This window comes from Mameliella sp. CS4 (assembly GCF_019392335.1).
Classification (GTDB): Bacteria; Pseudomonadota; Alphaproteobacteria; order Rhodobacterales; family Rhodobacteraceae; genus Antarctobacter.
The window spans coordinates 1-25010 of record NZ_JAHXRQ010000019.1 but is presented as its reverse complement, the minus strand read 5'-3'; the positions used below and the strand labels follow the sequence as shown (position 1 = coordinate 25010).

Sequence of the window (25010 nt, the reverse complement as noted above, 5' to 3'; positions counted from 1 at the left end):
GATGGCCGGGACCGGCGGACAAGCAAACGACCTTGGGGGCAAACGAGAGATGGCGTCGGAACGCAAGATCCTGTCAAAAAGCCTGTCGGAACTGGGGCTTCACGCCCGTGGCGGGCGCGATGTGACGGTGACGGGCCTCGCGGTGGACAGTCGCGAAGTGCAGGACGGGTTCCTGTTCGCGGCGCTTCCCGGCACGCGGGTGCATGGGGGTGAGTTCATCCAATATGCCCTGCGCATGGGGGCAAGCGCGATTCTGACAGATGCCGACGGCGCCCGCATCGCCGCCGAGGAACTGGCCGCCTCGGACGCAGCTCTGGTCATCGCAAAGGACCCGCGTCAGGCCTTGGCCTATACCTCGGCCCTGTGGTTCGGCGCGCAGCCCGCCACGATGGTTGCCGTGACCGGGACCAACGGCAAGACCAGCGTCGCCAGCTTTACCCGACAGATCTGGCAGGAGTTGGGCCTGCGCGCGGTCAACGTAGGCACGACTGGGGTCGAGGGGGATTGGCAGACGCCGCTGAAACACACGACGCCAGAACCGATTACCCTGCACAGGGTTCTGGCGGGGGCGGCGCAATCCGGCGTCACGCATGCGGCGATGGAAGCCTCTTCGCACGGCTTGGCGCAACGGCGGCTGGACGGAGTGACGCTGGCGGCGGCCGGGTTCACGAATTTCACCCAGGATCACCTGGATTACCACGCGAGCTTTGACGAATACTTTGCCGCCAAGGCGGGGCTTTTCGCACGTGTCCTGCCCGAGGACGGCGTGGCCGTCATCAACATCGACGACCCGCGCGGCGTTGACATGTTGGCCATCGCCCGGGCGCGGGGGCAGGAGGTCATCACCGTCGGGCGCGAAGCCGCCGACCTCTGCCTTGAAGCGCAGCGTTTCGACGCCACGGGGCAGGAAATCCGGCTCAGCTTCGAAGGGGTCATCCGGCAGGAGCGGCTGTCGCTGATCGGCGGCTTTCAGGCAGAGAATATCCTGGTGGCAGCGGGGCTTGTGATCGCCTGTGGCGGCGATCCCGAAGATGTCTTTGACGTCCTGCCCCTGCTGGGGACCGTGCGCGGGCGGATGCAACTTGCCGCCAAGCGCGACAATGGCGCGGCGATCTTTGTCGATTACGCCCACACGCCCGACGCGGTGGCGACCGCCTGCCAGGCCTTGCGCCCACACGTCATGGGGCGCCTTGTGGCCATTGTCGGCGCCGGGGGCGACCGCGACCGGGGCAAACGCCCCCTGATGGGCATGGCGGCCACGGAACACGCGGACACGGTGATCGTGACCGACGACAATCCGCGCACCGAGGACCCGGCGGCGATCCGTGCCGAGGTATTGGCCGGTGCGCCGACCGCCTTCGAAGTGCCCGACCGGGCCGAGGCGATCTTGCGCGGTGTCGACGGTCTTGGACCGGGTGACGCGCTGCTGATCTGCGGCAAGGGCCACGAGACCGGCCAGACCATCGGCGACACGGTTTATCCCTTCGACGATGTCGAACAGGCGAGTGTGGCGGTGGCGGCGCTCGACGGGAGGGGCCTGTGAGCGAACCGCTCTGGACCTCTGCCGAGGCCGTCGCGGCGACGGGGGGCAGCACGCCCTGCGACTGGGCGGCGACGGGCGTGTCCATCGACACCCGGACGCTGGAACCGGGCGATCTCTTCGTGGCGCTGAAGGCCGCGCGGGACGGGCATGACTTCGTGCAGCAGGCGCTGGACAAGGGCGCGGCGGCGGCGCTGGTCAGCCACGTGCCCGAGGGTGTGGATGAATCCGCGCCGCTCTTGGTCGTCAAGGACGTGCAGGCCGGACTTGAAGCATTGGGTGAAGCTGCGCGCGCGCGGACACGGGCGCAGGTTGTGGCGGTCACGGGATCCGTGGGCAAGACCTCGACCAAGGAGATGTTGCGCGCCACGCTGGATGCGCATGGCTCGGTCCATGCGGCCGAGAAAAGCTATAACAACCACTGGGGCGTGCCCCTGACGCTGGCACGGATGCCGCGTGACGCGGATTTCGCCGTGATCGAGATCGGCATGAACCACCCTGGCGAGATTGCGCCGCTGGCGCGGATGGCGCGCCCACATGTGGCGCTGATCACCACCGTCGCCCCCGCGCACCTGGCCGCCTTCGAGAACATCGAAGGCATCGCCCATGAAAAGGCCTCGATCTTTGACGGGCTGGAACCCTATGGCACCGCGATCTTCAACGGCGATCTGGCTGTCAGCCCGATCCTGCGGGAAAAGGCCGGGGAGGGCCGCCGCTGGTCGGTGAGCTTTGGCGAGCGCGCCTGCAACCAGTACCGTCTGTACCGCGTCACCGTGCGCGATGCCTGCACCGTGGCGATCGGGCGTGCGGGACCGGAACCGCGCCTTTTCAAGGTCATGGCCCCCGGACGGCACTTTGCGGTCAATGCTCTGGGTGTTCTGGCGGTCGCCGATGCGCTAGGGCTCGACCCGGCGGAGACGGTCATGGGGCTGGGCCAGTGGCATCCCGGCGCCGGGCGCGGCCTGCGCGAGAAGATCATGCTGGACCCGGTGGATGCACGGATCAGCGTCGAGTTGATCGACGATGCCTATAACGCGAACCCGGCCTCGCTTGCGGCCTCACTGGAGGTGCTGGCAGCGGCACAGCCGCGCCATGACGTCGGGCGCGTGGCAAAGGGAAGGCGCATCGCCTACCTGGGGGACATGAAGGAACTGGGCGCGGGCGAGGTGGACCTGCATCGCGCCGTTGCCAACAATCCGGCGTTGCAACAGATCGATATGGTGCATTGCATCGGCCCGCTGATGCAACACCTCTGGCGCGCACTGCCTGCGGAGAAGCGCGGGCACTGGACCGAGACCAGCCACAAGATGGCGGAACGGGTCGCGCGCGATCTGGATGCCGGGGACGTGGTGTTGGCCAAGGGATCGCTCTCGATGGGGGTGGGGCGCGTAGTTGACGCCATACGCAAATTGCGCCAAGCGACACCGGACTTGGACGGGTAAGGGGACAGGCCATGCTTTTCTGGCTGACAGAGTTCAGTGACGGCGGGGACGCCTTCAACCTTTTCCGCTACATCACCTTTCGTGCGGGCGGGGCTTTTCTGACTGCGCTGATCTTCGGCTTTCTCTTCGGGCGCCCCTTGATCAACGTGCTGCGCAAGCGGCAGGGCAAGGGCCAGCCGATCCGCGACGACGGCCCCGAGGGCCATATCGTCAAGGCGGGGACACCGACGATGGGCGGCCTGCTGATCATCGGCGCGCTGGTGACCTCGACGCTGCTCTGGGCACGTCTGGACAATGCCTTTGTCTGGATGGTGCTGTTCGTGACGGTGGCCTATGCGGCCATCGGGTTCGCCGATGATTATGCCAAGGTCAGCAAGCAGAACACTGCAGGTCTGTCGGGCAAGTTGCGGCTTTTGCTGGGATTCATCATTGCCGGGATCGCGGGCTTCTGGGCCTCGGTCTATCATCCCGAGGAACTGACCTACAGCGTCGCTTTCCCGATCTTCAAGGACACTCTGCTGTACCTCAGCTACATGTTCATCCCCTTCGCCATGATCGTGATCGTGGGCGCGGCCAACGCGGTCAACCTGACCGACGGGCTGGACGGGTTGGCCATCATGCCCGTGATGATCGCGGCCTCGACCCTGGGTGTGATCGCCTACGCGGTCGGTCGTGTCGACTTTACCGAGTATCTGGACGTTCACTATGTGCCCGGGACCGGGGAAATTCTCGTGTTCGCTGCGGGGGTTGTCGGTGGGGGGCTGGGGTTCCTGTGGTACAACGCGCCTCCTGCCGCCGTCTTCATGGGCGACACCGGATCGCTGGCGCTGGGTGGCGCGCTGGGCGCCATCGCCGTGGCGACCAAGCACGAGATCGTTTTGGCCATCGTTGGCGGGCTCTTCGTGGTCGAGGCGCTGTCGGTGATCATCCAGGTGCTTTACTTCAAGCGCACGGGCAAGCGTGTCTTCCTCATGGCGCCGATCCATCACCACTACGAGAAAAAGGGCTGGGCCGAGCCGACCATCGTGATCCGGTTCTGGATCATCTCGCTGATCCTGGCGATCATCGGGCTGGCGACACTGAAGGTTCGTTGAAGGACACCAGCCATTTGGCTGGTGCAATTGAAGTGACGAGGGTGGGCGCATGATCCCGGTACGCGGGTTTGACGGTGCAATTGTCGCGGTACTCGGGCTGGGGCGATCCGGCCTCTCGGCGGCGCGCGCGCTGCGCGACGGCGGGGCGCGCGTTCTGGTCTGGGACGATACGGCCTCCGCCCGGGAACGGGCCGAGGCCGAGGGGTTCGAGGCGCGGCGGCTGGATCGCGATGAAGCATTCGACGACGTGGCCTGCCTGGTGACGTCTCCAGGGATTCCGCACCTCTACCCACAGCCGAACGCGGCGATTGCCGCAGCGCTGCGGGCGGGTGTGCCCGTCGATAACGATATCGGATTGTTTTTCAGGAGTTTGGGGCATGGCTGGGACAGTTATGACCAGCCGCCCAAGGTGATTGCGGTCACCGGCTCGAACGGCAAGTCGACAACCTCGGCGTTGATCCATCACATCCTGAGCGCGTCGGGACGGGACAGCCAGTTGGCGGGCAACATCGGGCGCGGCGTGCTGGACATCGATCCGCCGGGGGACGGCGGAGTCGTGGTGCTGGAACTCAGCAGCTACCAGACCGACCTGGCCCGCAGTCTTACCCCGGATGTCGCTGTTTTCACGAATTTTTCCGCAGATCACCTCGACCGGCACGGGGGTCTTGGCGGCTACTTTGCGGCCAAGCGCCGGCTCTTTGCCGAAGGCGGGCCGGACCGGGCCGTGATCGGGGTGGACGAGGTCGAAGGGGCCTACCTGGCGGGGCAACTGTCCGAGGGGCGCGCGGACGATCGGGTGATCCGGGTGGCAAGCGGGCAGAAACTCTCTGGTCCCGGATGGTATGTCTTTGCGCGCAAAGGCTTTTTGTCCGAATGGCGCAAGGGGAGGCAGGTCGGGTCGATCGACCTGCGCGAGATCGCGGGACTGCCGGGGGCGCATAACCACCAGAACGCCTGCGCCGCCTATGCCGCCTGCCGCAGCCTCGGCCTTGGCCCGCGCGAGATCGAGGGCGCGCTGCGGACCTTTACCGGGTTGCCGCATCGTTCCCAGCGGGTGGGCGAGTCGAAGGGCGTCACCTACGTCAATGATTCAAAAGCCACAAACGTGGATTCGGCTCTGAAGGCACTGTTGGCCTTCCCGAAGGTGCGCTGGGTCTGCGGCGGGCTGATGAAGGAAGGCGGGCTGGAGGCACTGCAACCGGGGCTGGCACATGTGTCCAAGGCCTATGTGATCGGGCGCGAGCCTGAGAGCTTTGCGTTGCAACTGGTTGATACGGATGTGGAAATCTGCGGTGACATGGCCACGGCCGTGGCCCGGGCCGCGGCGGATGCAGAGCCGGGCGAGGTGGTGCTGCTGGCGCCCGCGGCGGCGAGTTTCGACCAGTATGACAATTTCGAGAAGCGCGGCGAGGATTTCATCGCCTGCGTGGAAGCGGAATTGGCGAAGGAATAGAATGGGTTATCCGGTGATGTGGCGGCCTGCTGCCACGCCAGAGGCCCAAGCCCACTGAAAGTTGTATCCGCCCAGCCAGCCGGTCACGTCCACCGCCTCTCCGATCACGTAGAGGCCAGGAAGATGTTTTGACATCATGGACTTGGAGTCGATCCCCTCGGTCGAGACACCGCCCGCCGTGACCTCGGCCGTGCGATAACCTTCGGACCCGGTGGGTTTCAGGCGCCATGTGGTGAGGGCCTGGGACAGCTCGGCAATCCGGTTGTCGGAGAGGTCCGCGATATTTCCTTTCAGATCAATGCCCTGTCCCAGAAACTCGACAAGGCGCGCGGGCAGATGCGTCGCCAGTTCCGTGGTCAGTGTGCGCCGGCCTTCCGTCTGGCGGCAGGCCTTGAGGATCTCGGGGAAATCCCTTCCCGGCAAGAGGTTGACCGAGATCTCTTCGCCTTCGTGCCAATAGCTGGAAATCTGCAGGATCGCGGGGCCTGAAAGCCCGCGGTGGGTGAAAAGGAGGGCCTCTTCGAAACCAGCTTTGTCGTTTGAAACCAGGGTGTTGGTCGAGACACCCGCGAGCGGGGCAAACCGGTCGCCGAAGGTCAGCGGGACCAGTGCGGGGCGGGTCTCGGTCAGTTGGTGGCCGAATTGCCTGGCGATGTCATAGGCAATCCCCGTGGCGCCCATCTTGGGAATGGATTTGCCACCCGTGGCCAGGATCAGGTTTTTCGACGTGATTTCAACGGGTTTCCCATCCCGTTCGAGCGACGTGACAAAGCCCTCGTCTGTGTGACGCACGTCCTGGATCTGGGTCCGCAGCCAGAGCTGTGCGCCAGATTTTTTCATTTCTTTCAACAGCATGTCCACGATCTGCGTGGACTTTCCGTCGCAAAAGAGCTGTCCCAACGTCTTTTCGTGCCAGGCGATGCCGTATTGCCCGACCAGATCAAGGAAATCCCACTGCGTGTATCGGGCCAGCGCGGATTTGCAGAAATGCGGGTTCTCCGAAAGGAAGGCACTGGAATCACAGTACATATTCGTGAAATTGCAGCGCCCGCCGCCGGAGATGCGGATCTTTTCGCCGGGGTTTTTCGCGTGGTCCACGACCAGCACATCCGGCCCGGCAAAAGCGGCGGCCATCATGCCGGCGGCGCCGGCGCCAAGGATCAGGGTCGTGACGTGCATGGGGGTCCGAAGTTTGTACATTTTGTACGTTTTGTACGTCGATTTCCGCATTTTGTACAAAGCGGTAACGCGCTCTTAACCGAGCAGCGCGCGGTGAGAAAGGGGCGCGTTAATCCCTTGCGGGGCAGGGTGCCCGCATGAAACGCAAACCGATCATGATGTTCCGGGCCACCGAAGTGCCCGCAGGCGCGTTCCGCGCCGAGATGGCGCGCTACCTGCGCAAGCTGGAGATGATAGGCGACCGCTTTCTGATCACGCGCAGCGGACAGGTTGTGGCGGGGCTGGTCTCTCCTTGGGATGTGCAGGCGCTGGAAGAGATCGACCAGCGCGACCGGGAAGAGCGTGAACGTTTTTTGCGTGAGCGCGGCAACCACCTGACCTGGCTGGAAGAGGCGCGCGAGAAGGCGCGGAGGGGCGAGGACGTGGAATGGCGCCCGCGGTTCTGAGAGGGGCGGCGGGGTAAACCCCGCCCTACGCGTGGCGGCGGGGGCACATCCCCCAAGAGCCGCCGGAATCCTTTGGCCTGATCGGAAAATCTGCGCTACACTGGTCGTCAGACCCGGAAAACCGGGCGGTTCGAGGCAGTAGCGGTGTTCAGATGACAGAGATGGTTTACGGCACGGTGCCCGTGAAGGGTGGCGAGCCGGTGTTGCCGAAATGGTGGCGCACGGTGGACAAGTGGACCTTGTCCTGCATTTTCATGCTGTTCGGGATCGGCCTGTTGCTGGGGCTTGCGGCCTCGCCGCCGCTGGCCGAGCGGATCGGGTTGCCGCCATTCTACTACGTCCAGCGACAGGCCTTCTTCGGCGGGCTGGCGCTGGTTGTCATGGTGCTGGTCTCGATGATGGGGCCGGTCATGGTGCGGCGTTTCGCGGTGCTGGGCTTTTTCGCGGCTTTCATCGCGCTGGCTTTTCTGCCGCTTCTGGGCACAGATTTCGGCAAAGGCGCGGTGCGCTGGTACAGTCTGGGCTTTGCCAGCGTGCAGCCTTCGGAGTTCCTGAAACCGCTCTTCGTGATCGTCACCGCCTGGCTGATGGCGGCGGGGCAGGAGCTGGGCGGTCCGCCGGGGCGCAGCTATTCCTTTGTCATTATGGTGAGCATCGTGCTGATGCTGGCGATGCAGCCTGATTTCGGTCAGGCGGCGCTGATCCTTTTCGGCTGGGGCGTGATGTGGTTCGTCGGCGGCGCGCCGATGCTGCTGCTGGTCGGGCTGGCCGGGCTGGTGGTGCTGGCGGGCATGGTGTCCTACAACTACTCCGAGCATTTCCAGCGCCGCTTTGACGGGTTCCTGAACCCCGAGGTCGATCCGACCTCGCAGCTGGGCTATGCCGAAAACGCGATCCGCGAAGGCGGCTTCTTTGGCGTCGGCGTCGGCGAGGGCCAGGTGAAATGGAGCCTGCCGGACGCGCATACGGATTTCATCATTGCGGTGGCGGCCGAGGAATACGGGCTGATCCTGGTGCTTTTGATCCTGACGCTTTATTCCGCCATCGTCATGCGCAGCCTGATCCGGCTGATGCGCGAGCGCGATCCCTTTATCCGGCTGGCGGGCACCGGGCTTGCGGCCATGTTCGGCGTGCAGGCGATGATCAACATGGGCGTGGCGGTGCGGCTCTTGCCGGCCAAGGGCATGACGCTGCCCTTTGTCAGCTATGGCGGGTCGTCGCTGATCGCCGGGGGTATCGCGGTGGGCATGTTGCTGGCCTTTACCCGGACGCGCCCCCAGGGAGAAATCCGCGACATCCTGCGGGGACGGGCGCGCGGATGAGGCCGGTATGGGCAGGAACCTGCCGGTATTCCCCTTGTCATGGACGTGAGCACGCGGATGCTATATCGGCGCGTGGATCGATGACGGAGACAGGAATATGGGCGAGCGCAAGCCTTTGCTGGTGATGGCCGCCGGCGGGACCGGAGGCCATATGTTCCCCGCCCAGGCGCTGGCGGAAATCATGCTGGCGCGCGGTTGGCGCGTGAAGCTTTCGACCGACGCGCGGGGCGCACGTTACACCGGTGGATTTCCCGAGGGTGTCGAGATCGAGCAGGTCTCTGCCGCGACCTTCGACCGGGGTGGACCGCTGGCCAAGCTGGCGGTGCCGTTTCGACTGGCCTCGGGCGTGGTGTCGGCGATTTTCGGGATGCGGCGCGACCGGCCGGACGTGGTTGTGGGCTTTGGCGGCTATCCCAGCGTGCCCGCCCTGACCGCCGCCTGGCTGTTGAAGCTGCCGCGCATGATCCACGAACAGAACGGTGTGCTGGGCAAGGTGAACACCTGGTTTGCCACCCGCGTGAATGTCATGGCCTGCGGCACCTGGCCCACGGATCTGCCCGAAGGAGTCGAGGGCATCCACACCGGCAACCCGGTGCGCCGGGCCGTGGCCGAACGGGCGGGGGCGGGATACATCGCGCCCGGTCCTTACCCGATGTCGATCCTGGTAATCGGCGGCTCTCAGGGCGCGCGCACCTTGTCGGACGTGGTGCCGCCGGCAATTGCCGCGCTGCCCCTGGACATGGTGGGCAACCTGCGCGTCAGCCACCAGGCCCGTGACGAGGACGAAGAGCGCGTGGCGACCTATTACGCCGAACACGGGCTTTCGGCGGATGTGCAGCCCTTCTTTCACGATGTGCCCGCGCGGATGAGCGAGGCGCAGTTGGTAATCTCGCGGTCCGGCGCCTCTTCGGTGGCGGATATCGCGGTGATCGGGCGGCCCTCGATCCTGATCCCTTATCCGCATGCGACAGGCGATCACCAGGTGGCCAATGCCCAGGCGCTGGTGGATGCGGGCGCGGCGATCCGCATTCCGGAAAGCAAGCTGACCATCGAGAGCCTGACAGAGTCGATCCATGCGATCCTGTCGAACGAGACAGGGGCCATCCAGATGGTGCGCGGGGCGCTGTCGGTGGCGAAACCCGAAGCGGCGGAACACCTGGCCTGGCTGGTCGAGGAACTGGCCGCTGGCAGGATGACGACGGAATGAGCGTGACCGGCATCATGGGCCGGAACAAGAAAACGATGGCGGCAGCGCCACGGGGACAGGACAAGAATAACCTCGAAAAAGGAGAGGCGGGACATGAAGGATCTGGAGCTTGAGCGGGGGGCCTGCATGACGGGGGCGACGAAACTGCCCGGAGACGTGGGCGCAATCCACTTCGTCGGCATCGGCGGCATCGGCATGTCCGGCATCGCCGAGGTGCTGTTGAACCACGGCTACAAGGTGCAGGGGTCCGACCTGAAATCCTCGAAGATCACCAGGCGGCTGGAAGAGTTGGGCGCCCATGTCTTTGAAGGCCAGCGGGCCGAAAACCTGGACAAGGCCGAGGTGGTGGTGATTTCCTCGGCGATCAAGCCGGGCAACCCGGAACTGGACGAGGCGCGCCGGCGCGGGTTGCCGGTGGTGCGCCGGGCCGAGATGCTGGCCGAGCTGATGCGGCTGAAATCCAACGTCGCCGTGGCCGGGACGCATGGCAAGACGACGACGACGACGATGGTCGCCACGTTGCTGGACGCGGGCAAGTTCGATCCGACCGTGGTCAACGGCGGGATCATCCATGCCTATGGGTCCAACGCGCGCATGGGGCAGGGCGAATGGATGGTGGTCGAGGCCGACGAGAGCGACGGCACCTTCAACCGCCTGCCCGCGACCATTGCCATCGTGACCAATATCGACCCCGAGCACATGGAGCACTGGGGCACGATCGAGAACCTGCGGCAGGGGTTCTATGATTTCGTGTCGAATATTCCCTTCTACGGGCTGGCGGTCTGCTGCACCGATCACCCGGAGGTGCAGGCGCTGGTGGGCCGCGTCACCGACCGCCGCGTGACCACCTATGGCTTCAACGCGCAGGCGGACGTGCGCGCGGTGGGGCTGACCTACAAGGCGGGCGTGGCGCATTTCGACGTGGTGTTCCAGCAGACGGGCGAGACGATCGAGGGCTGCACCCTGCCGATGCCGGGCGATCACAACGTGTCCAACGCGCTGTCGGCCATTGCCGTGGCGCGTCACCTGGGCATGTCCGGTGACGAGATCCGCGCGGCGCTGGCGAGCTTTGGCGGTGTGAACCGCCGCTTTACCCGCGTGGGCGAGGTGAACGGCGTGACCATAATCGACGATTACGGCCACCATCCCGTCGAGATCGCCGCCGTGCTGAAAGCCGCGCGCCAGGCCTGCGAGGGCCGGGTGATCGCGGTGCATCAGCCGCACCGCTACACGCGCCTGCACCATCATTTCGAGGAGTTCTGCTCCTGCTTCAACGAGGCGGATGTCGTGGCCATTGCCGAGGTCTTTGCCGCCGGTGAGGACCCCATCCCGGGCGCCACGCGGGACGACCTTGTGGCCGGGCTGGTGCGCCACGGCCACCGCTACGCCCGCGCTATCCGCGACGAGGACGACCTGGAACGGCTGGTGCGCGAACAGGCACAGCCGGGCGACATGGTGGTTTGCCTCGGCGCGGGCACGATCTCGACCTGGGCGAACAACCTGCCCAAGCGGCTGGAAAAAGCCGAAGGATAACCATAGGACCGCGCGGGCGTTCGCGCCTGGACGGGGAGATGGTGCGGCGTCTGAAAGGCTTTCGCTGACGATTGAAAAACGGCCCCACGCGTGGGGCCGTTTGTTTTGGGACGCAATGCCGGAGGTATGTTCTCGGCGTGGTCCCGTCGCCTTTCGGTCGACGCCGGCAAGGCATTGTCGCCTAATTTGCCGGCGGCCCGCCCGAGCGGTGTGAATCGTCGCATTTCAACCAACATCTGGTGGACAGGCCCAATCTCCGCACCTAGAATTGTGTCAAACCGGTTTCGGTGGTCTTTGTGCGGGAGTGATCCGGATGACGAAGAATACAGGTCTGACGCGGCGGCGTCTTTTCGAAATTGCTTGCGGGACCGGCCTGGTTTTCGCGGCCGCTCCGGTTGTCGGGCAACATGTCTTCAAGGAAATTCATGAGTTGCAGCCAGGCGAATTCACCTGGCACCCCGAGCGGCAGCCTTACGGGCCGGTGGCCGTGGTGGTTTCGATCGAGGAGCAGCGCGTGCACGTCTACCGCAACGGCGTGCGCATCGCGGTGTCGACCTGTTCGACCGGAAAGCCGGGGCACGGCACCCCGACGGGCGTTTTCGTGGTTCTTCAGAAAGACCGCGATCACCGGTCTTCGACCTACAACAACGCGCCGATGCCGAACATGAACCGACTGACATGGGACGGTATCGCGCTGCATGCGGGAAATCTGCCGGGCTACCCGGCGTCGCATGGCTGCGTGCGGCTGCCGCTGGATTTTTCCGCGCGCCTCTTTGACGTGACCCACCTGGGCACGCCCGTCATCGTCGCTGACAGCCATTCCGCGCCGGAATCCGTGGTGCATCCCGGAATGATCCTCGCCGGATATGCAGAGCAGGAATTCGAGCACGTGCTGGCCACGCTCGAGCCGAAAAAACATCCCTCTGACTGGGACATCGACGAGGCGCATCCGGTGACATCGCTGATCGCGTCGTCGACGGACGAGACGGTCGTCATTCTCGAGAATGACCGGGAAGTGGCCAAGGGTCCGCTGATCTGGGATGGAAAGCCGCTCGGTTCTCACGTCTTCGTCTTGCGTGGCGCGCACGAAGAGCAGAAGGGCATGCACTGGGAGGCACTGACCTACGGCGCAGATGGCAGCGACGGGATGCGAGATCTGAACCGGGTCAAGTCGGACGCGGCTTTCAACAAGGTCATGCACGAATATGTGCATCCTGGGATGATCTTTGTCTTTACCGACCTGCCGCTGCATCCCGACAACCGGTCGGGCCGCGATTTTGTCATCATGTCTTGATGGGGCTTCCAAGATGAAAATGAACCGTGAGACACGCGTCGAATGCGCGATGCGCACGCGGACGCCCAAGCCGGCATCGGGCACGGCCCTGCCGCAAACACGATTGGCGTGGGGGCAGTCTTTGGCCCGGAGCGTTCGGGGGATGACCGGGTTTGCCAATCGGCCACGGGCTTTTGCCGCGATGCTGATGGTTTGCGCGGCAGGTGCAGCAGTGGCTCAGGACGGCCCGCGTGGTCTGTCTGTTGACGTTGCCGATGCCGACCGCGTGGTCGTGAGCGGCGTGTCGAGCCGGCTCAACATCCGTGCGAACCCGAAGCTGGACGGCCGTATCGTTGATCGGGCGCGGGTCGGCACGACATTTACGAACAACGGTTGCGAGACGCATGGCGCACGGCTCTGGTGTTCGGTGGTGTTCCTCGACGACACCGGGCGCAAGGGCTGGGCCGCCGCCGAGTTTCTGAAACCCGTCTCGGCCCGCAGCCGGGCCGAAGGTGGCGAATTCGACCAGATCGGCAAGCTGGATTGCCGACCCGTCGGCGAGGCCGCTTGGTCGCGGTGCGATTTCGGCGTGTCGCGCGGCGGTCAGGGGACGGCAGCGGTTGTTGTCTTTCTCTCGGAAGAGACGTCGCCGCTCCTGCTCTGGGACGGAACGGGCCTGTGGTTCGCGACCGGGTCCGGGGACTTTCAACTTGATGCCGATACCGGCGATGGCGTGCTCACGGTCATGCCCGACGGCCACGGGATCAAGGTTCCACTGGCGGTCGTGACCGGCTCGTGAAGATGCGCGTCCTGCCGCCGGACTTCTGTGTTCCATAGCGGCTAGGGATGACCGGGGCATCCTTCTTTTCTGCAATTGCATCTATCGCAGGGGTTGTGTGAACCGCGCGGCTGGCGCATTCTATGGGCACCTCTGGGGGGCACGGAGGGCAGACAATGTCACTATCTCTGATCCTCGCCTGTGCCTGGGCCGTGCTGGCCAATGTGCTTGCGATGATACCGTCGCGCGACAATCACTGGACGCGCGCCTATGTGCTGATCGCGCTGGGGATCCCGCTGGTCGGCTATGTCACCTACCAGAATGGCCCGTGGGTCGGGCTTTTTGTCCTCTTCGCGGGGATGAGCATTCTGCGCTGGCCGCTGCGCTACCTGTTGCGCTGGGTGCGGCAGACCGCAAGGTAAGGCGCTCCTGACTGGCGTGCAGCGCCGGGGATGGCGAGATTGTCGCCATTCCGGAGGAGCTGACAGATGATCTACCTGATACCCGCCCTCGTGGCGCTGGGCGCACTCGGCCTTGGCTGGGTGCTGTTGCGGTTTGCGATGGGGGCTGCGGCGGCGGTGCTGGCCCTGGTCCTGATCTGCGTCGGGGCCTGGCTGATCTACCGCCTGCAGGTGGCGGGCGAGGGCTGGGACGCGCTTGGCTATGCCATCGGGTTGATGCTGGGGGTCCTGCCGGCGCTGGTGGGGCTGGGGAGCGGCGCGCTGATCGGCCGCGTCCGGCGGCACAAGGCCGAGGCGGCGGCGGATCGCAGCTGACCCCTTGCGGAAGCGCGCGACGCGGCCTAGCACCTTTGCCATGACAGAGCTTCCCGAACCGCGCGGCCGGCTGACCCCGGGCCGCCCTTTGAGCGAACTGACCTGGCTGCGCGTGGGCGGGCCGGCGGACTGGCTGTATCAACCGGCGGACCTGGACGACCTGCAGGCGTTCCTGGCGGACCTGCCGGCAGAGGTGCCGGTCTTTCCGATGGGCGTGGGATCGAACCTGATTGTCCGGGACGGCGGGCTGCGGGCGGTGGTGATCCGGCTGGGACGCGGGTTCAACGGCATCTCGGTCGAGGGCACCCGCGTCACGGCGGGGGCGGCGGCGCTGGATGCGCATGTGGCCCGGCGCGCGGCAGAGGCGGGCGTGGATCTGACCTTCCTGCGCACCATCCCGGGCAGTATCGGTGGCGCTGTGCGGATGAACGCGGGCTGTTATGGCACCTATGTCGCCGATCACCTGATCGAGGTGCGGGCGGTGACCCGCGCAGGCGCCCTGGTGACAATCCCGGCGGGCGATCTGAACCTGGCCTACCGTCAAAGCGACCTGCCCGAGGGCTGGGTGCTGGTCGAGGCGGTGTTCGAAGGCGCCGAGGGCGATCCCGAAGACCTGGCCGCGCGCATGGACGCGCAGTTGAAGACGCGTGACGAGACGCAGCCGACCAAGGACCGCACCGCTGGCAGCACCTTTCGCAACCCGGCGGGATTTTCCTCGACGGGTCGGGCCGATGACAGCCACGACCTGAAGGCCTGGAAGGTGATCGACGAGGCCGGAATGCGCGGCGCCACGATGGGCGGGGCACAGATGTCGCCCAAGCATTCGAATTTCCTGGTAAACACCGGCGGCGCCACGGCGGCAGAGCTGGAAGGGCTGGGCGAGGAAGTGCGAAAAAAGGTTTTCCAACACTCTGGAATAGAGCTACACTGGGAAATCATGCGGGTCGGTGAGCCGGCGCGCTGATTTGGGCCTCCGTTAAACGACAAGAGCAAGAGCAGGGCCCGGCGACCACAGGCAGGTTGCACCAGATTTCGCGGGATGACCCGCGACAGATAAAGGCGACGGGGGTGAACCCCGCGCGATGGAATGGGGTGCAAGCCGCCTCGTTCATAATTGGGGGCATGGCCCCCGGGCAGTTGAGGCGATTTGGGGATGTCGAGCAGGACACTCCCGAAAGTGGTGGTGCTAAAGGGCGGACCCTCTGCAGAGCGCGAGGTTTCGCTGGTTTCCGGACGGGAATGCGCCGCCGCTTTGAGGGGCGAAGGATATCAGGTGATCGAACTGGACGCGGGGCCGGACGTGGCCGCACGTCTGCAGGAGGCCGCGCCTGACGTGGTGTTCAACGCCCTGCACGGGCGTTGGGGCGAGGACGGCTGTGTCCAGGGGCTGCTGGAATGGTTGCACATCCCCTATACGCATTCCGGAGTTCTGGCCTCGGCCCTGGCGATGGACAAGGAAAAGACCAAGGACGTGTACCGCAGCGCGGGGTTGCCGGTGGCGGACAGCCTGCTTGCGGACAAGGCCGAAGTGCAGGCGCACCACGTCATGACGCCGCCCTATGTGGTCAAACCCTATAACGAAGGATCGTCGGTCGGGGTCTACCTGGTACACGAAGAGGCCAACGGCCCGCCGGTTCTGGACGAGACCATGCCCGAAGTGGTCATGGTCGAGGCCTTTGTGCCGGGGCGCGAGCTGACGACCAGTGTCATGGGCGACCGCGCCTTGGGTGTGACGGATATCGTCACCGACGGCTGGTATGACTACGACGCGAAATACAAGGCGGGTGGCTCGCGCCACGTCTGCCCGGCCGATATCCCGCAGGAGATCACCGAGGCCTGCCTGGACTACGCCTTGCGCGCGCACCGGGCGCTGGGCTGCCGGGGAGTGACGCGCACCGATTTCCGCTGGGACGAGGCAAGGGGCCTCGACGGGTTGATCCTGTTGGAGACCAACACGCAGCCGGGCATGACGCCGACTTCGCTGTCACCCGAGCACGCGGGGCTGATCGGGCTGACCTTCGGCCAGTTCTGCGCCTGGATGGTGGAGGATGCCTCATGCGATCGCTAGAGTTCCGCGAGGGCGACGATCCGCAAATGGCGCGGCTGGACCCACGGGCGTCGCGGCTGAAATACCGGATCGAACGGCTCATGCTGACGCCGTTCTTTCGCTTTTCCCTGCGGGTCCTGCTGCCGTTTGCGCTGTGCCTCGGTGCCGGGGCGGCCTGGTTCTCGGTCGAGCAGAACCGCGAGGATTTCACCCTTATGATCTCGGAAGTGCGGGCGGCGGTCGAGAACCGCCCCGAGTTCCAGGTGCGCATGATGGTGGTCGACGGCGCGAACGAGACGCTGACGGACATGATCCGTGCGGAACTGCCGCTCGACTTTCCCATCAGCTCGTTCGACATGGACCTGGACCGGCTGCAACGCCGGGTGGTCGCGCTGGACGAGGTGAAATCCGCCGAGCTGCGCGTCCGCCAGGGCGGGGTGCTGCAGGTGGACGTCGTGCAACGCCAGCCGGTGGTGCTGTGGCGGACCACCGCCGGGGTGGACCTGCTGGACGAGGGCGGGATCTTTGTGGCGCGGGCAGAGCATCGCGCGGATTACGCCGACCTGCCGGTGATCGCGGGGGATATCCTGCAGCCCGAGGCGGCGGCGGTGCTGCAGAAGCCCGCGGCGGAGCGGAGCGAGGCAGAGGCCGAACTGGCCGAAGAGGCGCAGGCCCGCATGGCGCTGGTCGTCGAGGAGGCCCTGCGCATGGATGCGCTGACAGGCCCGATCCGCGACCGGCTGCGCGGGTTCGAGCGGATCGGCGCGCGGCGCTGGGACGTGGTTCTGGACCGGGGCCAGCGCATCATGCTGCCCGAACAGGGCGCTGAACGGATGTTGGAACAGGTGATCGCCATGGCGGTGACGGAAGGAGTGGACCTTCTGGCGCGCGACCTGGTGGCGGTCGACCTGAGGCTGCCACGGCGGCCGACGATACGAATGACCGATGCAGCCACGCAGGAGATGCGGCGCATCAAGGCGATCGAGGCGGGTAGGGAAGTCAAACAATGATCGAGCTGTACGAGTCCCAGAGGGCAATGCGGAACATGCGGCGCGCGGCGATGCAGCGCGGCGTGGTGGCCATCCTGGACGTGGGGTCGTCCAAGGTGGCCTGCCTCGTGTTGCGCTTTGACGGAACCGATCCCTCGGACGATGGCATCGGCTCGCTGGCGGGACAGTCCGGCTTTCGCGTGATCGGCGCGGCGACGACACGGTCGCGCGGCGTCTGTTTCGGCGAGGTGCAGGACATGGGCGCCACCGAGCGTGCCATCCGGACCGCCGTTCAGGCGGCGCAGAAGATGGCGGGCATCCGGGTGGATCACGTCATCGCCGCCTTCTCGGGCGCCGAGCCACGGTCCTATGGCCTGGCGGGCAAGTCGGACGTTCTGGGCACCACGGTGGACGAACAGGATGTGGCGCGGGTGCTGTCGGCCTGCGACGTGCCGGATTTCGGTCATGGCCGCGAGGTGCTGCACGCGCAGCCGGTGAACTTTGTGCTGGACCACCGGTCAGGCCTGATCGACCCGCGCGGGCAGATCGGCAACGAACTGGGCTGCGACATGCACATGCTGACGGTCGAGGCGCAGGCGATCCAGAACCTGGCCCATTGCGTCAAGCGCTGCGACCTGGAACTGGCGGGCCTGGCCTCCTCGGCCTATGTCAGCGGGGTTTCGGCGCTGGTCGAGGACGAGCAGGAGCTTGGCGCGGCCTGCATCGACATGGGCGGCGGCGCGACCGGCGTGTCGATCTTCATCAAAAAGCACATGATCTACGCGGATTCCGTCCGTATGGGCGGCGACCACGTCACCCGCGACATCAGCCAGGGGCTGAAGGTCTCGATGGCGACAGCGGAGCGGATCAAGACCTTTTACGGCGGTCTCGTGGCCACCGGCATGGACGACCGCGAGATGATCGAGATCGGCGGCGACACCGGCGACTGGGAACACGACCGCCGCACGGTGAGCCGCGCAGAGCTGATCGGGATCATGCGGCCCCGGGTCGAGGAGATCCTTGAAGAGGTGCGGGTGCAGCTTGACGCGGCGGGGTTCGATCACCTGCCGTCGCAGCAGATCGTGCTGACAGGCGGGGCAAGCCAGATCCCGGGGCTGGACGGTCTGGCCTCGAAGATCCTGGGGCAGCAGGTGCGGCTGGGCCGGCCCTTGCGCGTGCATGGGCTGCCGCAGGCGGCGACAGGGCCGGGGTTCGCGACGGCGGTGGGCCTGTGCCTTTTCGCGGCGCATCCGCAGGACGAATGGTGGGATTTCGAGATCCCGGTGGACCGGCTGCCGGCGCGCTCGTTGAAGCGGGCGGTCCAGTGGTTCCGCGACAACTGGTGAGGGGCGCCGGGACGGGTCTGTTTGCGGCTGGCGCCGCAAAGGCGCCCGCCCGCCGACCCGGTTGAACAGGCTGCGCCTGTTGTCTGCTTCAGGGGGCAACAGGGAGCAGGCTGAGCGCGGCTCTGGGTGTGGCAAGAATTCTGAGGTCGGGGCGCGTTTTCGCGGGTGACACCGGTTTGGGGGCGCGTTAGGTTATGCACAGGTGCCCGTGGATAAGAGGCGCCAGGAGGGTCGGGCAGGCACTCCGGACATTGTCGAGACATGAATCCGCGCAGGGGCTGCCCCTGCGCCCTGTACCGTATTTTGCGCCAGATATGGCGTATCACACCAGATATGTGGATAACTTCCAAATCGGCGGAATTGAGCCGCAAAAATGGCCATATTTTGTGGCTTTTTTGCGTTTTTCGCGTGACGGACGGGGCCTCAAAAGGTAGGATTCAAGGGAACAGGCCGTGGACAGGCCTGAAACCGGAATAAAAAGACAGGCGGACATATCATGGCACTGAACCTTTCGATGCCCGGGCAGGACGAGCTGAAGCCCCGTATTACGGTCTTTGGCGTCGGCGGGGCAGGCGGCAACGCCGTTAACAACATGATCGAGAAACAGCTCGAGGGCGTCGATTTCGTCGTCGCAAACACCGATGCCCAGGCGTTGGCGCAGAGCATGTCGCAAAGCCGCGTGCAGCTGGGCGTCAAGGTGACCGAGGGTCTGGGCGCCGGGGCGCGCGCCAGCGTCGGTGCGGCCGCCGCCGAGGAGAGCATCGAGCAGATCGTCGACCATCTGGCCGGCGCGCATATGTGTTTCATCACCGCCGGCATGGGCGGCGGCACCGGGACGGGCGCCGCGCCGATCATCGCGCAGGCGGCGCGTGAACTGGGCGTGCTGACCGTCGGCGTCGTGACCAAGCCCTTCCAGTTCGAAGGCGCCAAGAGGATGAAACAGGCCGAGGCGGGCGTCGACAGCCTGCAGAAGGTCGTCGACACGCTGATCATCATTCCGAACCAGAACCTGTTCCGCCTGGCGAACGAGAAGACGACCTTTACCGAGGCCTTCTCGATGGCTGACGACGTCCTCTACCAGGGTGTGAAGGGCGTGACCGACCTGATGGTCCGTCCGGGCCTCATCAACCTCGACTTTGCCGACGTCCGCGCGGTCATGGACGAGATGGGCAAGGCCATGATGGGCACCGGTGAGGGCGACGGCGAGGATCGCGCGGTCCAGGCGGCCGAGAAGGCTATAGCGAACCCGCTGCTGGACGAAATCAGCCTCAAAGGCGCCAAGGGCGTGCTGATCAACATCACCGGCGGCCACGACCTGACCCTGTTCGAACTGGACGAGGCAGCCAACCGCATCCGCGAGGAAGTGGACGCAGACGCAAACATCATCGTCGGCTCGACGCTGGACGACAGCATGGCCGGCCAGATGCGCGTGTCCGTCGTCGCCACCGGCATCGACGCCACCGAGAACGTGCACGACGTGCCGGTGCCGCGCCGCAAACTGTCGCAGCCGCTGGGCAATTCGGCCCACGCCGCCGAACCCGAGGCGCAGCCCGAACCGCAGCCGGTGGTTGCCGAGCGCGCGCCCGAGCCGGAACCCTCGCTCTTTGGTCAGATGGACAGCCATGAGCATGCCGAGCCGGTTCAGTCCCGCGACTACGACGAGGTGATTGAGGAGCAGGCCGCGGATGATGGCCTGCCGCCGCCGGCCTACCGCCCGCAGGTGGCCGAGTTCCGCCCGGCGCCCGATACGATCGAAGCCGACCCGCAGGATTTCGTGGCCCCGCGTCCCGCGGCCCCCGGCACACCCAGCCCGGCGACGCTGGACCGGTTGAAGGCCGCCGCGGCCCGGACCCGTGAAGAAGTACAGCAGCAGGCGCCCGCGCCGCAGCCGCAGCCCGCCCCGGCCGAGGAAAAATCGCGTTTCAGCGTCAACTCGCTGATCGGTCGTATGACCGGCCACGGCGAGCATGCGGCTCAGCAGCAGCAACCGCGCCGTGCCCAGCCGCCGGTGCAGGCGCATCGCCCGGCGCCGGTCCACGACCAAGAGCCCGAGGCAGAAGACGACCGGATCGAAATCCCGGCCTTCCTGCGCCGTCAGGCCAACTGAACCAAGCCTGGAATTTCAGCAGGAGACCAGTCTTTCTGCTGATATTCCCACACCTCGTGAAACCGCCCTCTGCCCCGGCAGGGGGCGGTTTCATGTCGGGAGCCTGTGTTTCAATGTGTTCACAAACAGCAACACTTTGGCAAGAAACCGGTTTTTCAGGGGAGAGACTCGGCTGGTTGCAGGCCCTCTCGACACGCAATTTTTCAGTTTAAAGACAGTGCCTTATAATGCAAAATTCATGCACTTGGCGGGGTTTTGCCGACCGTTTCCGCACCATGTTTCACACGGTTACAATCTTTGATTTGAGGCCCTGCGACAGCTTGGTTACCCCCGTCTCCAAAGCCGCGTCCAGGTTGGGGGGACGTGCGCAACACAGGGGCAGCCTCGTGCAAACCACGCTTCGGTCTTCGATCACATTCTCAGGTGTCGGCCTTCACTCGGGCCAACCTGCGCGACTGACAATCCGTCCGGCCAGTGCCGATTACGGCATCTGGTTCAAACGCACGGACATCCGTCTGGGCGACACGATGATTGCCGCCCGGTGGGATGCGGTCGAGGCCTCTCCGCTCTGCACGAAGATCGTCAACCGCGCGGGCACCTCGGTGTCCACGGTGGAACATGTCATGGCGGCTCTGTCCGGCTGTGGCGTGCACAATGCCCTGATCGAGATCGACGGACCCGAGGCCCCCATCCTCGACGGGTCGTCCGTGCCTTTCGTGCGCGGTCTCCTGGCCCGCGGCCTGCGCGAACTGGCTTCCCCGGTGCGCGCCATCGAGGTGCTGGCGCCGGTCGAGGTCAAGACGGATACGGGCTGGGCCCGTCTGTCGCCGGGACATCCGGGGCAGGGGCTGTCGATGCAGTTCCATATCGCCTTTTCCGATGCGGCCATCGGTGAACAGACCAAGACGATGAACCTGGCCAACGGGGCCTTTGTGCGGGAACTGTGCGACAGCCGCACCTTTTGCCGCGCCTCGGATGTCGAGGCGATGCGCGCCGCGGGCAAGGCCCTGGGCGGAACCTATGAAAACGCCGTTGTGGTCGATGGCGACCGGGTGCTGAGCCCGGGCGGGTTGCGCCATTCGGACGAGGCGGTGCGCCACAAGATGCTGGATGCCCTGGGTGATCTGGCTCTGGCCGGGGCACCGATCCTGGGCCACTACGAGGGCCACAAGGCGGGCCATGCCATGACCAACGCGCTGCTGCGCGCGCTCTTTGCCGCGCCCGATGCCTATCGCGTTGTGCTCTGCGACAGCGGGCAGGCAGCACGGTTGCCGGGCGCCGGAGTCGGGCGCCACGAAATACCCGCTGTGGCCTGAGCCGCACGCATGGGCAGCATGGCACGCATTAATCGGGCCGTAAGACATTTTGCACCGGAATTTTCTGTGCTAGACCCCTCGCAACGGGCGGCCCGTCAAGGGGACGTCGAACGAGGTAGAGGGTGTTCGGGCATGTCTGGGGGCAGATCGCGAAAACTGGTGATCGTTGCGTTGGCGGTGGCTCTGGCCCTGCCGGGATGCGATTCGCTGCGGCGGCGCGAGGTCGGGCCGGGCAATGTCCCGCTTGAGACCTATACCGCCAAGCAAATCTTCGAGCGTGGTGAATACGAACTGTCGCGCAAGGACCCGAAGGACGCGGCCTTCTACTTTGGCGAGGTCGAGCGGCTTTATCCCTATTCGGACTGGGCCAAGCGCGCGCTGATCATGCAGGCCTACGCCTATCACGAGAACAAGGATTACGAGAACGCGCGCTCTGCGGCGCAGCGGTTCATCGATTTCTACCCGGCCGATGACGATGCGGCCTATGCGCAGTACCTGCTGGCGCTGTCCTACTACGACCAGATCGAACTGGTGGGCCGCGACCAGGGGCTGACCTTTCAGGCCTTGCAGGCGCTGCGGACGGTGATCGAACGCTATCCCGACAGCGAATATGCGCGCTCCTCGATCCTGAAATTCGATCTCGCCTTCGACCATCTTGCGGCGAAGGAGATGGAGGTTGGCCGGTACTACCTCAAGCGGCAGCATTACGGCGCCGCGATCAGCCGGTTCCGCGTGGTGGTCGAGGACTTCCAGACCACGACCCACACGCCGGAGGCGCTGTTCCGCCTGATCGAAAGCTACCTGTCCCTGGGCCTGTTGAACGAGGCGCAGACAGCGGGGGCGATCCTTGGCTACAACTACCAGTCGACCGAATGGTACGAGGACGGGTACAAGCTGTTGCAGAAGCAGGGGCTGAAGCCCACGGCGCTTGGCGATAACTGGCTGTCGGCCATCTATCGCCAGATGATCAAGGGCGAGTGGCTGTAAGAGGCACCGGGCCCGTGCCCGGTGCAATGGCGGACCATGCTGCGCGCGCTTGAAATCAGGGACATGTTGATCATCGAACGGCTGGAGCTTGAGTTCCAGCCGGGTCTCAACGTGCTGACCGGGGAAACCGGTGCCGGCAAGTCGATCCTGCTGGACAGCCTGGGCTTTGTGCTGGGCTGGCGCGGGCGGGCGGAACTGGTGCGGTCGGGCGCCGAGCAGGGCGAGGTGGTGGCCGAATTCGAGCTGCCCGAAACCCATGCCGCCTGGGCGGTGCTGGAGGAGGCGGGGCTGCCCGCCTCGGATGAGCTGATCCTGCGACGGGTGAACACCAGGGACGGGCGCAAGACCGGCTGGGTCAACGACCGGCGCGTGTCGGGCGAGGTTCTGCGGCGGCTGTCAGAGACGCTGGTGGAACTGCACGGCCAGCATGACGACCGTGGGCTGCTGGACCCCAGGGGGCACCGGGCGATCCTGGATCTTTATGCGGGCGCGGGCGACAGCCTGGCCGAGGTACGCCGCCGCTGGCGCGCCGTGGGCGCGGCCCGCAAAGAGCTGGAGACGGCGCAGGCCGCGCTTGAAGCGGTGCAGTCCGAAGAGGAATTCCTGCGCCACGCGGTCGATGAACTGGACAAGCTGGACTCGCAGCCCGGCGAGGAATCCGAGCTGGATGCGCGCCGCCGCATGATGCAATCGGCCGAGAAAATCCGCGACGACATCGCCCAGGCCTCCAGCGCGTTGGGATACGACGGGGCAGAGGGGGCGATGGCCAATGCGCTGCGCTGGCTCGAAGGCGCCTCGGACAAGGCAGAGGGGCGTCTGGAGGCGCCGATCGCGGCGCTGGCCCGCGCGATGGCGGAACTGGACGAGGCCGCGAATGGCGTGGCCGATTGCCTTGAGGCGCTGGAGTTCAATCCGCTGGAGCTTGAAGAGGCCGAGGAACGTCTGTTCGCGATCCGTGGTCTGGCGCGCAAGCATCAGGTGATGCCGGACGATCTGTCCGGGCTGGCGGCGGAGCTGTCGGAAAAGCTGGCCGCGCTGGACGCGGGTGAGGCGCGCATCGGCGACCTGCGCAAGGCGGTCGACACGGCAGAGGCGGAATATGACGCAGCGGCCTCGGCGCTGACCGAGATGCGCCGGACGGCGGCCGAGGCACTGGACAAGGCGGTGGCGGGGGAGCTGGCACCGCTCAAGATGGAACGGGCCGTTTTCCATACCGCCGTGACAGAGGCGCCCGCCGGGCCCGAGGGCCGCGACATGGTGGCCTTTACCGTGGCCACCAATCCGGGCGCCCCGGCGGGGCCGCTGAACAAGATCGCCTCTGGCGGGGAGCTGTCGCGATTCCTGCTGGCGCTGAAGGTCTGCCTGACAGAGGCGCAGGGGCGCGGGGCCACGATGATCTTTGACGAGATCGACCGCGGCGTCGGCGGGGCCACGGCGGATGCCGTGGGGCGCCGGCTCAAGGCGCTGTCGGAAGGCGGTCAGGTTCTGGTCGTCACCCATTCGCCGCAGGTTGCAGCGCTTGGCGGGCATCACTGGCGTGTGGCCAAGCGGGTGGATGGCGAGGTGACCCTGTCCGAGGTCGTGCCGCTGGCCGAGGGAGAGCGCGAGGACGAGATCGCGCGGATGCTCTCGGGTGACACCGTCACGAAAGAGGCCCGCGCGGCGGCGCGAGCCCTGCTGAAGGCGTGACCGGTCAGGCCCGGGAGATGGGCCGTGCCAGGGTGAGAAGGCCCAGGCCTGCCAGCACCAGCGCGATACCCGAGGCGATGGTTCGCAGAATGTTGAAGACCTGCCAGCGCGGCGAATAGGCGGACCAGATGGCCTAGGCCTCTGCCAGGGCCTGCGGCACGTCCAGTGTGTCAAGACCGCGGTTCATCGGAACATTCACGGCGATGGTCACGCCGATCCCGCCCGCCAGGTAGACCAGCGCGGCAGCGGCAAAGGCGCGTGTTGCGCCCTTGTGTCCCGCTTGGAATGCCGCAAAGGCCGCCAGGGCGCAGACCAGCGGCGTGCCGAAAAAGGCCGGGGCAAAGACCGCGTTTCGTACGCTGTCGTTCATCGCCTGCATCGCTGGAATCGCGATCCGGGGATCGAGCGCGTCTAGGGTCAGGACTCGTTCTCACTCAAAGCCAGAAGATGACGGTTGCGGCGAGTGCGATCGCTGAGAAGAAGGTC

22 protein-coding genes are annotated in these 25010 nt (G+C 65.6%); 20 read left to right on the top strand and 2 right to left on the bottom strand.

Going from position 1 to position 25010, the window contains the following annotated elements:
- The first annotated feature begins 49 nt into the window (after positions 1-49).
- The 4 genes from KZZ07_RS19480 to murD are packed head-to-tail and all read left to right on the top strand — an operon-like array spanning position 50 to position 5529.
- Complete coding sequence (locus tag KZZ07_RS19480; RefSeq protein ID WP_219516567.1) at positions 50-1543, top strand: UDP-N-acetylmuramoyl-L-alanyl-D-glutamate--2,6-diaminopimelate ligase; 1494 nt, start codon at positions 50-52, stop codon at positions 1541-1543.
- Entirely contained in the window at positions 1540-2982 is a 1443-nt protein-coding gene (locus tag KZZ07_RS19475; protein WP_219516565.1) for a UDP-N-acetylmuramoyl-tripeptide--D-alanyl-D-alanine ligase, read from the top strand. Before KZZ07_RS19480 ends, KZZ07_RS19475 begins: the two co-directional genes overlap by 4 nt.
- A gap of 11 nt (positions 2983-2993) precedes the next feature.
- On the top strand, positions 2994-4076 hold the full coding sequence (gene mraY / locus KZZ07_RS19470; protein ID WP_219516564.1) for a phospho-N-acetylmuramoyl-pentapeptide-transferase: 1083 nt from the start codon (positions 2994-2996) through the stop codon (positions 4074-4076).
- 49 nt (positions 4077-4125) lie between these two features.
- Positions 4126-5529 (top strand): UDP-N-acetylmuramoyl-L-alanine--D-glutamate ligase, encoded by a 1404-nt coding sequence (gene murD / locus KZZ07_RS19465; protein ID WP_219516563.1) that lies wholly within the window; start codon positions 4126-4128, stop codon positions 5527-5529.
- Positions 5530-5535: 6 nt separating this feature from the next.
- On the opposite strand, the gene KZZ07_RS19460 is transcribed toward murD, so the two are convergent.
- Positions 5536-6708 carry a BaiN/RdsA family NAD(P)/FAD-dependent oxidoreductase gene (locus KZZ07_RS19460; protein ID WP_219516679.1) on the bottom strand — a complete coding sequence of 391 codons (1173 nt, stop codon included), beginning with the start codon at positions 6706-6708 and terminating at the stop codon, positions 5536-5538.
- Between the two features lie 137 nt (positions 6709-6845).
- On the opposite strand from KZZ07_RS19460, the gene KZZ07_RS19455 reads away from it, so the two are divergent.
- The 16 genes from KZZ07_RS19455 (at position 6846) to recN (ending at position 24524) form a co-directional block, all read left to right on the top strand.
- Positions 6846-7154 carry a hypothetical protein gene (locus KZZ07_RS19455; protein WP_219516562.1) on the top strand — a complete coding sequence of 103 codons (309 nt, stop codon included), beginning with the start codon at positions 6846-6848 and terminating at the stop codon, positions 7152-7154.
- A gap of 152 nt (positions 7155-7306) precedes the next feature.
- Positions 7307-8476, top strand: coding sequence for a peptidoglycan glycosyltransferase FtsW (locus KZZ07_RS19450; protein WP_219516561.1), 1170 nt, complete (start codon positions 7307-7309; stop codon positions 8474-8476).
- A 97-nt stretch (positions 8477-8573) separates the two neighbouring features.
- Positions 8574-9683, top strand: a complete 1110-nt coding sequence (locus KZZ07_RS19445) for a UDP-N-acetylglucosamine--N-acetylmuramyl-(pentapeptide) pyrophosphoryl-undecaprenol N-acetylglucosamine transferase (protein WP_219516560.1) — start codon at positions 8574-8576, stop codon at positions 9681-9683.
- Between the two features lie 126 nt (positions 9684-9809).
- Positions 9810-11216, top strand: coding sequence for a UDP-N-acetylmuramate--L-alanine ligase (murC, locus tag KZZ07_RS19440; RefSeq protein ID WP_219516678.1), 1407 nt, complete (start codon positions 9810-9812; stop codon positions 11214-11216).
- A gap of 313 nt (positions 11217-11529) precedes the next feature.
- Positions 11530-12510, top strand: a complete 981-nt coding sequence (locus KZZ07_RS19435; RefSeq protein WP_219516559.1) for a L,D-transpeptidase — start codon at positions 11530-11532, stop codon at positions 12508-12510.
- 142 nt (positions 12511-12652) lie between these two features.
- The gene (locus tag KZZ07_RS19430) at positions 12653-13288 is read left to right on the top strand and encodes an SH3 domain-containing protein (RefSeq protein WP_219516558.1); all 636 of its coding nucleotides are present in this window, start codon (positions 12653-12655) and stop codon (positions 13286-13288) included.
- A 155-nt stretch (positions 13289-13443) separates the two neighbouring features.
- Positions 13444-13689 carry a DUF2484 family protein gene (locus KZZ07_RS19425; protein WP_043137912.1) on the top strand — a complete coding sequence of 82 codons (246 nt, stop codon included), beginning with the start codon at positions 13444-13446 and terminating at the stop codon, positions 13687-13689.
- Between the two features lie 66 nt (positions 13690-13755).
- A complete protein-coding gene (locus KZZ07_RS19420; protein ID WP_219516557.1) occupies positions 13756-14043 on the top strand; it encodes a hypothetical protein in 288 nt (95 codons plus the stop codon).
- Positions 14044-14083: 40 nt separating this feature from the next.
- Positions 14084-15007: a UDP-N-acetylmuramate dehydrogenase gene (gene murB, locus KZZ07_RS19415; protein ID WP_219516556.1), complete on the top strand. Its 924-nt coding sequence runs from the start codon at positions 14084-14086 to the stop codon at positions 15005-15007.
- Between the two features lie 183 nt (positions 15008-15190).
- Positions 15191-16111 carry a D-alanine--D-alanine ligase gene (locus KZZ07_RS19410; RefSeq protein WP_219516555.1) on the top strand — a complete coding sequence of 307 codons (921 nt, stop codon included), beginning with the start codon at positions 15191-15193 and terminating at the stop codon, positions 16109-16111.
- On the top strand, positions 16099-17100 hold the full coding sequence (locus KZZ07_RS19405) for a cell division protein FtsQ/DivIB (protein ID WP_219516554.1): 1002 nt from the start codon (positions 16099-16101) through the stop codon (positions 17098-17100). Before KZZ07_RS19410 ends, KZZ07_RS19405 begins: the two co-directional genes overlap by 13 nt.
- Complete coding sequence (gene ftsA / locus KZZ07_RS19400) at positions 17097-18425, top strand: cell division protein FtsA (protein ID WP_219516553.1); 1329 nt, start codon at positions 17097-17099, stop codon at positions 18423-18425. The genes KZZ07_RS19405 and ftsA overlap by 4 nt, the downstream gene beginning before the upstream one ends.
- A gap of 496 nt (positions 18426-18921) precedes the next feature.
- A complete protein-coding gene (ftsZ, locus tag KZZ07_RS19395) occupies positions 18922-20532 on the top strand; it encodes a cell division protein FtsZ (protein WP_219516552.1) in 1611 nt (536 codons plus the stop codon).
- Between the two features lie 386 nt (positions 20533-20918).
- On the top strand, positions 20919-21848 hold the full coding sequence (gene lpxC, locus KZZ07_RS19390) for a UDP-3-O-acyl-N-acetylglucosamine deacetylase (protein ID WP_219516551.1): 930 nt from the start codon (positions 20919-20921) through the stop codon (positions 21846-21848).
- A gap of 132 nt (positions 21849-21980) precedes the next feature.
- Entirely contained in the window at positions 21981-22835 is an 855-nt protein-coding gene (locus KZZ07_RS19385; RefSeq protein WP_219516549.1) for an outer membrane protein assembly factor BamD, read from the top strand.
- Positions 22836-22871: 36 nt separating this feature from the next.
- Positions 22872-24524 carry a DNA repair protein RecN gene (recN, locus tag KZZ07_RS19380; protein ID WP_219516548.1) on the top strand — a complete coding sequence of 551 codons (1653 nt, stop codon included), beginning with the start codon at positions 22872-22874 and terminating at the stop codon, positions 24522-24524.
- Positions 24525-24657: 133 nt separating this feature from the next.
- Here recN and KZZ07_RS19375 read toward each other — a convergent pair whose 3' ends face one another.
- Positions 24658-24894, bottom strand: a complete 237-nt coding sequence (locus KZZ07_RS19375; RefSeq protein ID WP_219516547.1) for an anthrone oxygenase family protein — start codon at positions 24892-24894, stop codon at positions 24658-24660.
- Between the last annotated feature and the right edge of the window lie 116 nt (positions 24895-25010).